13 protein-coding genes are annotated in these 15,458 nt (G+C 41.0%); 4 read left to right on the top strand and 9 right to left on the bottom strand.

What is annotated here, in order from left to right; all coding sequences use genetic code 11:
- The 6 genes from ACHUFV_RS19285 to ACHUFV_RS19260 all read right to left on the bottom strand — a co-directional run bounded on the left by ACHUFV_RS19285 (position 1) and on the right by ACHUFV_RS19260 (position 7,046).
- A complete protein-coding gene (locus tag ACHUFV_RS19285; RefSeq protein ID WP_394236944.1) occupies positions 1-453 on the bottom strand; it encodes a hypothetical protein in 453 nt (150 codons plus the stop codon).
- A 2-nt stretch (positions 454-455) separates the two neighbouring features.
- Positions 456-1,280: a DUF3100 domain-containing protein gene (locus ACHUFV_RS19280; RefSeq protein ID WP_394236942.1), complete on the bottom strand. Its 825-nt coding sequence runs from the start codon at positions 1,278-1,280 to the stop codon at positions 456-458.
- Positions 1,281-1,315: 35 nt separating this feature from the next.
- Positions 1,316-2,494 (bottom strand): M20 family metallopeptidase, encoded by a 1,179-nt coding sequence (locus ACHUFV_RS19275; protein ID WP_394236940.1) that lies wholly within the window; start codon positions 2,492-2,494, stop codon positions 1,316-1,318.
- Positions 2,495-2,882: 388 nt separating this feature from the next.
- Complete coding sequence (locus ACHUFV_RS19270; protein WP_394236939.1) at positions 2,883-4,265, bottom strand: NAD-dependent malic enzyme; 1,383 nt, start codon at positions 4,263-4,265, stop codon at positions 2,883-2,885.
- 50 nt (positions 4,266-4,315) lie between these two features.
- Positions 4,316-5,746, bottom strand: coding sequence for an aspartate ammonia-lyase (gene aspA, locus ACHUFV_RS19265; RefSeq protein ID WP_394236937.1), 1,431 nt, complete (start codon positions 5,744-5,746; stop codon positions 4,316-4,318).
- Positions 5,747-5,774: 28 nt separating this feature from the next.
- A complete protein-coding gene (locus ACHUFV_RS19260) occupies positions 5,775-7,046 on the bottom strand; it encodes a cation:dicarboxylate symporter family transporter (RefSeq protein ID WP_394236935.1) in 1,272 nt (423 codons plus the stop codon).
- A 240-nt stretch (positions 7,047-7,286) separates the two neighbouring features.
- Here ACHUFV_RS19260 and ACHUFV_RS19255 point away from each other — a divergent pair, with 240 nt between their 5' ends.
- Complete coding sequence (locus ACHUFV_RS19255; RefSeq protein ID WP_394236933.1) at positions 7,287-8,555, top strand: sensor histidine kinase; 1,269 nt, start codon at positions 7,287-7,289, stop codon at positions 8,553-8,555.
- On the top strand, positions 8,552-9,472 hold the full coding sequence (locus ACHUFV_RS19250; RefSeq protein ID WP_394236931.1) for a response regulator: 921 nt from the start codon (positions 8,552-8,554) through the stop codon (positions 9,470-9,472). The genes ACHUFV_RS19255 and ACHUFV_RS19250 overlap by 4 nt, the downstream gene beginning before the upstream one ends.
- Positions 9,473-9,656: 184 nt before the next feature.
- Here ACHUFV_RS19250 and ACHUFV_RS19245 read toward each other — a convergent pair whose 3' ends face one another.
- A complete protein-coding gene (locus ACHUFV_RS19245) occupies positions 9,657-11,024 on the bottom strand; it encodes an MFS transporter (protein ID WP_394236929.1) in 1,368 nt (455 codons plus the stop codon).
- A gap of 275 nt (positions 11,025-11,299) precedes the next feature.
- Between ACHUFV_RS19245 and ACHUFV_RS19240 the strand changes: the two genes are divergently transcribed.
- Positions 11,300-12,115, top strand: coding sequence for an IclR family transcriptional regulator (locus ACHUFV_RS19240; protein WP_394236927.1), 816 nt, complete (start codon positions 11,300-11,302; stop codon positions 12,113-12,115).
- An 18-nt stretch (positions 12,116-12,133) separates the two neighbouring features.
- Positions 12,134-12,913: an IclR family transcriptional regulator gene (locus ACHUFV_RS19235; protein ID WP_394236926.1), complete on the top strand. Its 780-nt coding sequence runs from the start codon at positions 12,134-12,136 to the stop codon at positions 12,911-12,913.
- A gap of 421 nt (positions 12,914-13,334) precedes the next feature.
- Here the strand turns inward: ACHUFV_RS19235 and ACHUFV_RS19230 are convergent, their stop codons facing one another.
- Together ACHUFV_RS19230 and ACHUFV_RS19225 are read right to left on the bottom strand one after the other, a co-directional pair.
- Positions 13,335-14,186, bottom strand: a complete 852-nt coding sequence (locus ACHUFV_RS19230; RefSeq protein ID WP_394236924.1) for a DODA-type extradiol aromatic ring-opening family dioxygenase — start codon at positions 14,184-14,186, stop codon at positions 13,335-13,337.
- A 52-nt stretch (positions 14,187-14,238) separates the two neighbouring features.
- A complete protein-coding gene (locus tag ACHUFV_RS19225; RefSeq protein WP_394236922.1) occupies positions 14,239-15,186 on the bottom strand; it encodes an amidohydrolase family protein in 948 nt (315 codons plus the stop codon).
- Between the last annotated feature and the right edge of the window lie 272 nt (positions 15,187-15,458).

Raw genomic sequence — 15,458 nt, 5'->3', positions numbered from 1 at the left:
TTAAATAATGCCTTGCCAACGAAGGACGAATTCAGCTATCACCGCAGAACCTAGATACGTTCCCATCAACACGCACATGCCGACGATAATACTTCTCCAGCCTAATTTTCTAAAATCTGCCCAGGAACGACCGATGGCAATCCCCGCATAAGCTAGAATCGGAGTACAAATGGCAAGCATGTTCACGCTTGTCGTCCACTTGACTACATACTCTGATCCCGGGAAACCAGGAATCGATACAATAATGGCGATAAAAGAAATGTAAGCAACAGCAGGAATTTGAAACGGAATGATTTTTCCGAGAATGAGACCGGCTAATGAGATTAAAATCAGAACAATTATACCAGGAATTGCCTCAACAGGCATCACATTGTAGCCGACCCAGTTACCGATAAGAGTAATAGCCCCGACAATCAATAGGACCATGATCCATTCTTGTATATTTTTTAACATGATTAACCCTCCACATCTGCCTGAACATTGGATGTTGTTTTACTTCCCCGTAACTTAATGAGTATCGAATAAAGTTTCTCTGTTAATGGGAGAGCCACAATGATACTGACATACAGCCCGATCCCTGACGAAATCAGATTACTTGCGCCCGCTAAGGCAAGAATATCTGCTTCCAACTCAGGAAAGCCGGCGATTAAGGAACCACTTGCTGAAGCCATCATACTTCCACTTCCTATTCCAGAGGCCATGGCAAATGATAGGGGGTGGAGCGGTGTCACACTAGCTAAAACCCCCGCAATCAATCCCATGAAGATCGCTCCAAAAACGGTACCAAAAATGTAAATCGACATAACGCCCCGTCCTTCGGGAGAGTTAAGACCAAACTTATCCATAATTAAGGCAACGTTCGGTTCACGAGCAACAGAGTGAGTCATTCCGATACTTTCACGTTTTAAACCTAAAGCGATGGCTACAGGCAGTGCGAGAAAGATCGTACCAAGATTTCCGATTTCTTGGAGTACTAATGCCGGCCCCACTTCGATTAACGTTTGAATCGACGGACCAATCGTAACACCAAACTTCGCCATTAATAGACTTACCGCTAAAAAAATGAGAGATTCTGCATTTTTCGATTGCTTTTCTTTTACAACAGGCGTGAAGTACAACCCTAATCCAATGACAATGGCGTACAGCATTGGCAAAAAGGTAACAACCCCGACACCAATAGAAATAGATTTGGAGCCAATTAATTCTGTCGCGATTACAACAACTAATACAATGAGGTGTAAACGCCAGTCTTTCCATAATGAATATTGTTTCTCAGCCATCCCTTTGGCCCCCTTTTATAATAGAAATCTTCTATTTAACTATGTTTCTTCATATATTCTAGTGTCGCAGTACCAAGCACCTGCGCGGCGATTAATAGAGCTTTTTCATCAATATCAAATTTAGGATGATGATGTGGATAAGAGCTCTCCCGGCCTGCCTTCTCGGCACCAGTGAAAAAGAAGGTTCCTTTTACATGCTGTAAATAATAGGCAAAATCCTCTCCACCCATTTGCGGTGCATATTCCTTCACCGATTCAACAGCAGGAGCCAATCCAGCCACTTCTGCTAAAAGCTCTGTTTCTTCCTTATGATTAACAGTTGGAGGGTATCCTCTTGTATAGGTATACGTATAGTCCGCATCTGAAACAAGGCATGTCCCCTTTGTTACACGGTCAATTTCCTTTTCGACAAACGTACGAACATCCTCTGTAAACGTCCGAACGGTTCCTGTCATCGAGACAGTATCGGCAATAATGTTATACGGATTCTTCGCTTCAATGGAACAAACCGAAACGACAGCTGTATCAAGCGGGCTTACCTTTCGGCTGACAATTTGCTGCAGATTTCCGATTAACTGGCCGGCGATGACAATACTGTCCTTTGTCAATTCTGGTTGAGAACCATGACCGCCGTAGCCCTGGATTTTAATATCAAACCGGTCAGGCGCTGCCATAAATGGTCCCGTCCGATAACCAATTTCACCTAGCGGACAAGTTGCCCATAGATGTGTTCCAAAAATCACATCGACTCCATCCAGACATCCGTCTTCGATCATGGCAATCGCCCCACCAGGCGGCAGCTCTTCAGCATGCTGATGAATGAACACGACGTTTCCCTGCAGGTCCTCTTGCATTTGGTTCAGTACCTTTGCAAGTCCAAGCAATGATGCGGTATGTCCATCGTGACCACAGGCATGCATTACGCCGTCGACTTTTGACTTATACGGTACATCATTTTCCTCTTGAATAGGCAATGCATCAAAATCGGCCCGTAATGCAACGGTTGGACCCGGCTTTCCTCCCCTAAGAGTTGCAACAACCCCTCGGCCCCCCACACCTGTTCGAACTTCATGTCCTAATTTCTCGTGGAACGCAGCAATATATTTAGGCGTTTCCACTTCCTCAAATGATAATTCAGGATGCTGATGAAGATGGCGTCTGATGTCAACCATTTCCCCATATTCCTGCTCTAAAAGTTGATATAATTTATCCACTACTTTTTACCTCCCCTTTGTTTTAAATCTTTCGATAATTCATAATAAATAAGGTCCTATTTCGGTTATGTCCCTAATTATACGTATAGAAATTATTTTCAGTCAATAATATTTTTCAAATTATCAAATATTTTTGTGCGCGTTAGATGGTCTATTGTATATTCTGGATGGACTGAAAGGCCGCGGGGACGGGGTCCTTGGCTAACAGAAAAAAAGGAAAACTCTATGAGAATAAATATCTCAACAAAGCTTTCCTTTTTGATTTTAATTAATACGTTTGTTCTTTATCTATCTAAATTTAAAACAGAACCATGGGACCCGTCCCCGTGGATCCTTTCTACGGTGAGCGCCCCAAATAAGACAGCTAAGATATGGTGAATAGATCTCTTTATTGGAATACAGGTATTTTTTTATGGATTTTTCTCTGTACACATATCCTTTGTTGCTTAACTTCCCTATCCGAAAGGTAACTCGCACTTTCAACAGCTTTGGCCACCATCTTATGAACGTTTGGATCAAGTGGATGAGGTACCAAATCTCCCGTTTTCGTACATGCTGCGATAGCCTCGGCTGCAGCGACTAGCATTGAATGAGTAATCTCGTTAGATCCTGCATTCAACACCCCTCGGAATATCCCTGGAAATCCCAAGACATTATTTACAGAGCGTCCATCTGCTGCGTAAACAGCCCCTGCCTGCTGGGCATCTTCCGGTTCAATCTCTGGCTTTGGATTTGATAGAGCCAAAACGACTTGGCCTTGGCGTACCCATTCCTTTTTAATAAGTCCTGGGACACCGGTTGTGGCAATAACAATGTCACTACATTCCATAAGTTTTTCGATACTGTCTACAGAATCACCACCATAATTCTCCAAACGCGCTTTTGCTTCTAGGGACTTGTCCGTTCCAATAACATTCTTTACTCCATAGGTCATCATCATCCGACAGATAGCCAGTCCTGCCGCCCCAAGGCCAATTTGCCCCACTCGTGCTTTTCTTAGGTCTACCCCAGCACTTTTGCAGGCAGAAATGACTGCAGCCAAGGTTACAACAGCTGTTCCATGCTGATCGTCGTGCATAACAGGAATGTCTAACTCCTTCTTCAAGCGTTCTTCTACTTCAAAGCAATGTGGGGAAGCGATGTCCTCCAAAAGAATTCCGCTAAATCCTAAGGAAATATTTTTTACGGTTTGTACGATTTGATCTGGATCTTTCGTATTTAAAAGAATAGGAACCCCATTAATACCGGCTAATTGATCGAAGAGCGCTGATTTCCCCTCCATTACCGGCATTCCAGCAACAGGGCCAATGTCTCCAAGACCGAGTATCGCTGTCCCGTCAGTGACAATAGCCACTGTATTACCAATGCTTGTATAGATTCCTGCCTTTTCTGGTTCTTCCTCTATTACACGACAAACGTCTGCTACTCCTGGTGTATATACTCGTCTCAGGTCTGCTAGAGATTCAATAGGCATTTTGCTTTTCATATGAATCTTTCCCCCTTCATGCGAACGAAGGACTTCGTCTGAGACCGTATGGATTCGGAAACCTCCTTCTAACCTGTGGATAGCCTCCAACAACTCCGATAGCTGTTCTTCATGTTCAACTTGGACCGTGATATTACGCGTTGTATAATTAGGACCTACCTGTATGGTTTCAACCTCACCTATATCTCCTCCCGATAGGCCAATTGCTGTTGCCAATTTTCCAAGACTCCCTGGAACCGATGGAATGTCCACCATTAAAGTCCGAATGATGTTTTTGTTAGCCATAATAGAATACCTCCAAATTTCACTAAAATAACTTAAAAACTACTATAATATCAGTCAAATAGAGCTGCCCCTGAAATACCGGGATTTGTCATTTCATAAGGATTTAAAATAAGATCAAGTTCTTCATCTGTTAATACATCATATTGCAAGCATAGCTCACGAACTGATTTACCTCTTAAAATAGCTTCCGACGCGATCCGTGCCGCTACTTCATATCCAATATGCGGGTTAACAGCCGTAATGATACCTACGCTTTTTTCCACATATTCTTTTAAACGTTCTTCGTTAGCTTCAATACCTGCTAGGCAGTAATCAGTAAAAGCCTGGAACGAATTGTTCATTATACTGATGGACTGCAACAAGTTAAAGACGAGTACGGGCTCCATTACATTTAGTTCCAACTGGCCGGCTTCGGAAGCTAAGCAGATGGTATGATCATTGCCGATTACTTGAAACGCTACCTGGTTAATCATCTCAGCCATGACCGGATTTACCTTTCCTGGCATGATGGATGAACCTGGCTGGCGGGCAGGTAATGTGATTTCGCTAAGTCCAGCACGAGGACCAGAAGCCATTAACCGTAGATCATTAGCTATTTTAGACATGTTCATCATACATACTTTTAACGCTGCAGATACTTCTGTGTAGGCATCGGTATTTTGAGTAGCATCGACAAGGTGCTCGGCAGCAACAAGTGGAAGACCGCTAATAACTGCCAAGTGCTGGACTACCTTTTCAATGTAATGAGGGTCTGCATTTAATCCTGTTCCAACCGCTGTTGCCCCCATATTTACTTCATATAAATGCTGGCGTGATTGTTGGATACGCTTAATATCACGCTCCAATACACGGCTGTATGCTTCAAACTCCTGGCCAAGACGAATCGGCACAGCATCTTGAAGATGTGTCCGTCCCATTTTAATCACATGATCGAATTGTTTGGCCTTTTTCTTAAAAACATCAAGCATATATTGCATGGTGTTTAACAATCTTTCCAGTAAATTAAGGGCGGCGATGTGAATCGCAGTAGGGAACACATCGTTTGTGGATTGAGACATGTTCACATGGGTATTCGGACTTAATTGACCGTAATCTCCCTTTTCTATTCCAATCAACTCGAGAGCACGGTTAGCAAGGATCTCGTTTATGTTCATATTCATTGATGTACCTGCACCGCCCTGGATTGGATCAACGATAAAATGATTATGCCATTTGCCTCCGATTACCTCGTCTGCTGCCTGGACGATCGCTTTACCAAGTCCACCGTACAAACGTTTCGTATCCATATTTGCCAAAGCCGCAGCTTTCTTCACAATAGCTAAGGCTTTAATTAAGTCTTCATGGACACGATAGCCTGTAATAGGAAAGTTTTCGACCGCACGTAATGTTTGGATACCATAATATGCATCCCCTGGTACTTCTTTTGAGCCTAAGAAATCTTTTTCAATGCGTACGTTTTGATTTATAGTAACTACTGACATAGTGTTTCCTCCTAAATTTCCAACTAGTTTATGCTACGTCCGATTGCTTAATGGAATGGACGTAATGCTTCGCCTTTTCTTGGTCAAATTCACCTTCCCACTTTGACATGACAATCGCTGCCAATGAATTCCCCAAGACATTAACCACTGTTCGTGCCATATCTAAAATGCGGTCGATACCGGCAATAAATGCAACCCCTTCCAGCGGCAGCCCCATAGAACCAAGTGTTGTTAAAATGACAACAAATGACGCACCTGGAACGCCTGCCATTCCTTTTGACGTTAGCATGAGTACTAGTAATAATGTAATCTGTTGTGTAATGGATAGATCAATACCATATATTTGTGCTACAAAAAGTGAAGCGAGTGCTTGATAAATCGATGAACCATCTAAATTAAACGTATAGCCAGTTGGAATAACAAAAGATGTAATGGATTTCGGACAACCAAACTTCTCCATTTTTTCCATAAGCCTTGGTAATACAGCCTCTGAACTTGCCGTTGTAAATGCTAATATTAGTTCGTCCTTTAATACTTTTATGAGAACAAATATGCTTGTCCCAGACATTTTCGCAATAATTCCAAGGATAACGATTATAAAAAATACCATTGTTACATAAACAGCGATCACTAATTTCCCCAAAGGAATTAATGTTGTGATACCAAATTTGGCAACGGTTACACCAATCAGCGCAAATACACCAAACGGAGCCAATTTCATCACTTGGTTTGTCACCCAAAACATTGCTTCTAATACACCTTCAAAAAAGCTTAGGACAGGTTTTCCTTTTTCTCTTATTGCCGCAACTCCTAGACCGAATAATACAGAGAAGAAAATAATCGGCAGTAAGTCACCCTGGGCCATCGATTCAAATATGTTTTTCGGAACAATATGAACAATCGTTTCTGCAAAGCCCTGGCTTTCAGCCGCATTCGTTGTTTCTTCATATTTTGAAATATCACTTTTCTCAAGATTACTAGTATCTAAACCAGAACCCGGATGGAACAGGTTTGCCGCAAGTAAACCAATGGCAATGGCAAATGTGGTAACAATTTCAAAATAAAGAATGGTCTTGCCACCCAATTTCCCCAGTTTTTTTATATCGCCAACTCCTGCTATTGAGACAATTAATGCTGCAACAACTATTGGGATGACGATCATTTTAATTAAATGAATAAAAATATCACCCATTGGGGCCATAATGGCCATGGCTGTTTCATTACCATGGAATAAAGTGCCGACAACGATACCTAGTACAAGTGCAACAAAAATTTGAGTAGCTAATCCAAACTTCTTCATTTAAACTCCCCCTTACAATTTTTATTGTTCTGAATATTCGTAGTTTACAATCTGCCCTACTAAAACCAACTGAAACATACTGAAACATACAAAAAACTTTTTATAGAATTTCGTATCATACTATTAAATATGGATGTGCCACTACTTATTTTAAAAAATCTAAAAAAATTCTTTCTTCTTTTCAGCTATTTCAGTACAATGTGTTATGTTTTTATATAGTGTGACTGGGGAGGAACCATATTGAAAAAGCAGATATGGATTTTACTATTGATAATGATTGCGGTGCCTCTTGCAGGTGAATTAAAGTTTTATCCATTTGGAGATACATTCAGAGTCAGTTTAGGGACGCCTGTCTTTTTCTTGTTTTTGCTGTGGGAGAGAAGGATCCATCCGAATATTGCAGGTATTTTAACGGGGATGAGTGTGTTTGCTTTTCGTTTTTTGTTAGCTGTTGGGGTACGGGACATATCTGTTGAGGAAGCAATATATCTTCATTTTCCCGCCTTTTTTTATTACGTCGTGTACGCATTCATATTTAATTGGACAAAATTGAACGAACGGCACGATCAGCCATTTATGATCGGGCTTTTGGGAGGAGTGACAGAGCTTTGTGCAAGCATATCGGAAATGGTCATCCGTTTTTTACTGGAAAATCAGGACATCTCCTTGCTTTCCATTGAACAGCTCATTGTCATCGCCTTTATTCGAAGCTTCTTCGTTCTCAGCTTTTTTACTATTTTCAAGCTGAGAGAAACAAAATTAGCTGAAGTAGAGCAGCGCAGGCAGAACGAACAAATGCTGCTTTTTATTTCAAATTTGTATGAAGAATCGGTTCAGTTAAAGAAAACGATGCAAAATGCGGAAGAAATCACGCGCATAAGTTATGATTTTTACCGTCGATTAAAATCAGGAAACAGCAGCCTCGATGCGCAAACAGCCCTACAGATTGCTGGTCTTGTGCATGAGATCAAAAAAGATAATCAACGGATTTATGCGGGACTGTCGGAGCTTATGTCTTCTGAACGCCTGCAGGATTATATGAATATCGAACAACTCGGCAACATCATGTTCGTATCTAACAGACGATATGCGGAGTCCCTTCATAAAGATGTTTCGTTTTCTTTGCATGTGGATGGAGACCATCCTCCTTACCATGTATATATGGTATTATCATTAATTAATAATTTGTTAACCAATGCCGTGGAAGCCATTAAAGAAAAGGGTTACGTATCTCTGCAGGTGAAGCGGAAAGAACAATTCGTGGAGTTTTGCGTCAGTGATAATGGTCCCGGCATTGCCCCGAAGCTGAAGGAAGTCATTTTTAAAGAAGGCTTTACAACAAAATTTGATGCGGCGGGAAATCCTTCGACGGGTATCGGTTTATCGTACGTGAAACAAACGGTTGAAAAATGGGGAGGACATATCAGACATATGGATAAAGATAGAGAAACCGTATTTATAATCGAATTACCGATAAATGCGTTGATAGAGAAAGGGTTAGCGAAATGAATTATTTCATTATAGATGATGATCCCGCTATTCGAGCAATGCTGACAGAAATGATTGAAGACGAAGATTTAGGAATCGTGGTGGGAGAAGCAGAGGACGGATCGTTAGTTGATAATGGCCTGTTGGCTATAAAAGACGCAGACGTTGTTTTAATTGATTTGCTTATGCCCATAAGGGATGGAATAGAAACAGTTCGGGCTCTTGTCGATCGCTTTAAAGGAAGGTTTGTAATGATTTCGCAAGTGGAAGCGAAGGATCTCATTGGCGAAGCCTATAGTTTAGGGGTGGAATACTACATTACGAAACCATTGAATCGCCTTGAGATTGCAGGCATATTAAAAAAGGTAAACGAGCGGATGCTGTTGGAACAATCCATTCGAGGCATTCAAAAATCATTGAACATATTTACAAGCCGTCCGCAATCTCCATTTGTGTCCTCTTCCCAAACAAAAGATATTATGGAAGCTGGGCGTTCTTTAATTTCCGATTTGGGCATGATTGGAGAAAGTGGAAGCGAGGATTTGTTGAGGATTTTAGAATTCCTCCAAAATGAAAAGCAAAGACTCGGTTCTGCCTTCAAGTTTCCGTCTTTAAAGGAAACCTTTGCAGGTATCGCTGCTGAAAAGCTTGGCATAAAAGCGATGGAAGTAGAAATCCAAAAAGAGATAAAGGCCTCTGAACAGCGCGTACGCCGTGCTCTTTACCAGGCCCTTATTCATATTGCTTCATTAGGATTGACGGATTATGCGAATCCAAAATTTGAAGCATATTCTTCCACTTTTTTTGACTTCTTAGAAGTCCGGAAGAAAATGCTTGAGTTAGAGGACAAAAGCGATAAAGCAAGCAACCAGAGCCGCATTAACATGAAAAAGTTCATCCAGGCGTTGTTTATGGAAGCAATGAAGCTAATCGTATGAAACATGAAGTCGGTTCATATGTTTCAGAGGATGGAACGCGGGGACAGAATCTAGTCCCGGAAACAATAGAGGAGAGTTCGGCAAGAAAGTTAAATTTCTGCAGAACTCTCCTTATTTATTTTCTAGGTCGGGTTGCCTGTCCCCTTGACCATATCTATCTGTCTTCTATTATATTAAACCTTTTCTAAACATTTCTTACTTGAGCTGTTCCTTGGTCGAGAGGATCCTGAGCCATTTTGTCAAATGAAGCATATTTCTCTCGCACTAGAATATATCCGATTGCGGCAATGATACTTGGTACAGCAAACATTGCAAATGCTGCATTTGGTGAAATACCTGTTGCTAGAATCATGGCAATTAACGTTGGAGCAAGAATGGAACCAATACGGCCTGCCGCTTGTGAATAACCCATACCTGTTGCACGAATGTCACGCGGGTAATATTCAGTGATATATGGGTTTGCTAAGTTCATCGCACCAACGGTACATGCGCCGCCTAAGCAAATTAGAATGTAAAGACCCACAACATTACTTGTCATGCTTAACGCAATAAATGTAACGGCACCAATAAAGAACATCGTAACCAAAACCTTACGGTGACCTATTTTACCAGCATAATAACCACCGAGTAAGGAACCAAGAATCTGACCAACACACAATACTAAGTTAAAAGATAAGCTTGACGTAATACTAAATCCAAATTCCTGCATCATTTTTGGAAGCCATGTATTTAAGCCGTAAGCCATCATCAAGGTACAGAATACAGCGACCCAAATACTAATCGTGCTAAATGCACGGTTTTCTGTAAATAGCTTGGCCACAGGTGACTTCTTCGCACTTTTTTCAATTGGTGCAAATTGAAACTCATCCTTTTCACTATAATTTCCTTCTGGATGAACCTTATTAAGAATTTCAGCAATTTTCGCTTTATTTTTTCTAGCCATATAATAGGAAATGGATTCTGGGAATTGCTTGATAAAGAATGGAGTTGTAAGTAATGGTAATGCCCCGATATAATAAAGCACTCTCCAATCATCTACTACAGGAACGATATACATCCCGATCAAGGAAGCAAGAATTCCACCGATTGAATATCCGCAATACATAGCCGCTACGATCATGGCACGACTTTTTAAAGGAGTATACTCTGTCATTAAAGAGATAACATTAGGCATTAATGCACCCATTCCAAGTGCTGCAATAAAACGCATAACGGTAAACCATGTAAGATTAGGTGCAAGCCCCGCTCCTAAGGTAAAAATACTGAATAATAGCATACAAATGACTAAAACATTTTTACGTCCATATCTGTCCGCAACTGGTGCTAAAATTAACGCACCTAACATCATCCCGAATAAGGAATAACTTCCAACTGCTCCTGCTTGCACCGGAGTTAAATGCAACTCCTCCATCATCCACGGAAGTCCAACCCCATACATCGCAATATCAAACCCATCAAAAGCTATTGCATAAAAACACCAAAGAAATACTAATAAATGAAAACGGTTAAATTTACTTGCAGAGACAACATCTGGTGCAACAATAGTACGCATTTTTTCCCCTCCAATTTGTTTAGAAAACCTATATATTTCTATATTTTCATAATTTTTGTATTTTTATAATAATACCTTTACGTTCCGTATGCAATTTCAGAATTCCTCTATGTGGAAAAATGAAAATTTTTTGAACTTTTTTTAAAAACGTTTTTCTTTTATTAAAAAAACAATCTCCTTTCTACTATTCTTACGGTTTTAACTTATTCTGGTAGTGCTTACATTGTTTATAATGTATAATAGTAATATTCCAAATAGTAGATTTTTTTACTTCTATGCGGAACATTTTAAAATATTTTTCCGAGGTAGATACCATGACAACGTCTATCGATAACAAATCGATTCTGCAATCTGTTCAAAATGGACTGCAAATTTTAAAGCTATTTTCTAAGGAAAAACCCATATTGGGGATAACGGAGATTTCAAGAGAACTAGAGCTTCCGAAAAGCACCGTTAGCCGCTTAATCAATGACCTAATAAGCGAGGGCTATCTGAGAAAAATCGGCAGAAAGTATACCGTAGGGTTATCAATCCTAGGATTAACCGGTGTCATCATGTCTCAGCTGGAAATCCACAGGGAGGCATTCGAGCCGTTAAAATGCTTAGTCAATAAAGTCAATGAAAATGCCCATGTATCCACGCTTGATGGCACCCATCTCATTTATATTTTAAAGGTAGAATCCAAACAGACGATTCGCTTGCTTTCGCATGTTGGACACCATCGTCCACCGACATGCTCAGCTCCCGGAAAACTCCTATTGGCGTTCCAGCCTAGGAAAACCGTAGACAAGGTTATTCAAGAAGGGCTGCCAAAAAGAGGGCCTAATAGTGTGACGGACCCTACCGTTTTGTTAGAGCAGCTAGAACAAATCAGACGGGATGAATATTGTGTATGTAAAAATGAAATGTACGAGGATGTTGTCTCTATAGCAGCGCCGATCAAGAATTATACGGGAAAGGTCATTGCTTCCGTCAGCGTCTCGGCTCCGGGACAGCGAATTGGAGACGATGCAATTCCACATTGCGTTCAGGAACTGATCAAAACCGGCAGGAAAATTTCTGCAAAGCTTGGTTACATGGAATCATTTTAATATGAAGGGGACTGTTTTATGGTCAGCAATGAAAAGAGCTCTGTTTCTTCTATGGTAAATGCTCTCAAACTATTAAATTTATTTACAATGGATGAACCGGAATGGATTTTAACGGATTTAGCTGATGAACTGAATGTTGGGGTCAGTACTGTATATCGGCTCACCAATACGTTAATGCATGAAGGCTTTATTGTAAGGGACCCGCTTACGAAAACCTTTCGTTTAGCTTCATCCATATTGGAATTGGGGCACTATGTCATTACATCCTTTGACATCTGCGACATCTCCCCTCCTATTCTGGAAAAATTAGTCCAGGATACCGGGGAAACTGTTCATCTTTCCATCCTAGAGGGCAACAAATCCATCTACCTGCAGATGTTCGAATGCTCGAACTATGTAAATGTACGTACACATGTTGGTAAAAAACATCCGGCCCACTGCACAAGTACCGGACAAGTCATCCTCGCCTATCAGTCTGAGGCAGAGATTGATCGTGTGATTACACAGGGGCTTCCATTATACTCTCCAAAGTCTGCTACGATTACGGATCCAATGAAATTTAAAGAGCGTCTAGCTTTGATCAAAAAGCAGGGCTATACGTATAATAGGGATGAAATGAACGTAGGCGTCTCAGCTATTGCGGCACCAGTCAAATCACCTTCGGGGAAGGTGGAGTTTGCTGTCAGCATTGCCGGACCCAGCTCAAGAATTAACGCCAATAATGCTCCGACGTTAAGCAAATTAGTGGTGAAGGCAGCTGAATGCTTGTCGAAGAAATTGAAGGGCGGGGCTCAATAAATTGGCTCCGCTTTGTTTTAGTTAATGTGTGCCCCGCTTTAGCTGAATGTTGATTTTGAAAAAATAAGCGGAAAAATTCCGGCTAGATTTGGAAATACCCCTATTTTCTTAAAAATAAAGGAGGGTTTTCCGGCTATTTGGTCCAAATCTTTGTTTTTTGCCTTATTTAAAGGGGATAATCGGAAAATCTCCGTTTATATCTACCTATTAAGCTGCCACTGTATATCTTAACCGGATATTCTCCGTCTATGATTACTCATACCTGTAAATAAAAAACAGCTGGTTGAGCGGCAGTCCACCTCTCAACCAGCTGTTTTTCTATTATAAAAAGTAACTGCGGAGAGTAATTCGTTAGAGGGTGCTTGTTTGAGATAGGGAATACAGGCACTGAAAAATGAAATCTCCGCAGGTTTATAAATCGTTATTCCTTTACATATTCTTCTTCTGTATGATTCTTCGATTGCGCAAGCTTTGCCGGCTCAAAGGTAATAAGCGGATTCCAGCTTCCAGAAGATTGCGCATCAGCATAATACACTGGCGTTGAATCTTCGTCGATGAAAGCAAATAGCATAGCCAAGTGACGGCCGCCTGATTCTACCTTTGCCATACTTGAAAATTGAGGAAGCATCTTGTACGCTGCTTCGTAATCCTTTTTCATTACTAAATTAACAAACTCATGATTAAGAGCATGCTCTGATAGTGTAGGCATATTGTGTCTGCCGCGAACTAGATTATGAGCCAATGCGCCGCTCGATACGAATACAGCCTTTTTATCAGACTCCTTTAAAACCTTCGCAATTACCTGACCCCATTGATAGGTTTCTTCAAGGCTGGCACATAATGTAACCGATAGATTAATAACAGGAATATCCCCATTTGGAACTAAATAGCGTAAAGGTACAAGGGTACCATAATCCCATTCAAAGGATAAATCATGCACACCCTCAACAGGAATACCGGCATCTCTACCAGCCTGCACGAGCTGGTCGGCTAATTCTTCATCCCCCTTGTAATTGTATGGAACATCGCTTATCAGATTGGCAGCTTCCTGTGCAGTCAGGCTTCCTTTATGAACCGGATTACAATCCACATAGTGCTCAAAGGTAGTCGGCCAGTGGCATGAAACTAACACAACCACATCCGGATTGATGTCAGCAATTTGCTTTGCAACCTGTTTTAGTCCATCCACAATCCCATGCTGAAACTCCGGAGCGTTTTCCTCATGGCAAATACTTGGTACGTGCGGTACGACCATGCTTAATTCGATTGTCATTATTATTTCCTCCCTTTAGAGGTGCCAGGCACCATCCAGCTAATTTCCATTTCTATTTAACGGCATACTCAAGTAAAGATTGAGCGCCTTTTTCACTTATTTCCCTTGGCGGCCAGACACATAAATCAAATGGATAATCGGATCCGCCAACGACCCGGTCCTCCCCAACTGCTTTCACCAGGTTGTCAAGGCTGTCCTCATTCCAAAGTACCGTGTCATACCAGAAGCGCTTCAGGTATTCGGATGGCGGCGCTTGTAGATTGGAGGATACCAACTTCCATTGCTCATACCCTTTATCTAATCGGCCAATTTGATAAGGCAGGAAGCCTCCGCCGTGTGCAAATAAGATTTTTACATTTGGATATTGATCAATCATTCCGCTTAACAAAATATCCGTGGCACAAACCGTTGTTTCCCAAGGAACTCCCACAAGGTTCGGCATCATTCTTCTCTTAAGGCGTGGGTCCTCACACAATAATGGGTGAATAAAAAGAATTGCCTTCAATCGATTCGCTTCCTCAAAAAATGGCTTAAAGAAATCATCCGATAGCATATGCTGACCAATTCCAGGCCCAATAATGGCTCCTTTTAATCCGTTATTCATCGCTTCCTGTAAAACCTCAGCCGCTTTATTCGGATGTGCAAGTGGAACCGTTCCTACGGCAGAAATTTTATCCGGGGTCTGCTTTGATAATTGAGCAAGTGAGTGATTATACACTCGAGACATCTCCGTTGTGATTTCTACTGGAAAATCATATAAAAATAGCTGCGGAATCGGAGAAATCATGGAATGTGACACACCGATGCTTTCCTGCTCCTCCATATAGAGGTCATAATTGATAAACGGTTGCTTTAACTCGAATCCCCATTTACCATTGATAAAAAGGAAATCCTCTTTATTCGGATCTTTATTGATCCATTCTGCGTTTACTGCATTTTTATTCTCTTCAAGCCAGTTCAATACTTCGTTTGGGATAAAATGTGTGTGGAAATCATGCACGGGTGGGGTCCCTCCTTCTTTTGACTAATGACAGAATATATATATTGAATATTGTTAATTTTTTAATTTTTATTCTTGTTATCTATAATAAGATGTAATTAATTCTATATACAAGAGCATCTTTACGCTATGTGGAACAGAAGTGAGTTTTTTCAATTTTTCCACTTTATTTATAGGTTTAATCTAAAAATCGGGTGGTGCCTAGTATAGTAAATAGAAGTATAAAACAAAGAAAGACCACCGTTTTCATTGTAAAATAGAAGTACCTACCA

It is taken from the genome of Niallia oryzisoli (assembly GCF_043641075.1).
Lineage (GTDB): Bacteria > Bacillota > Bacilli > Bacillales > Cytobacillaceae > Bacillus_BD > Bacillus_BD oryzisoli_A.
Note: the sequence above shows the minus strand (reverse complement) of the source record. Positions and strands in the feature narration are given on the sequence as shown.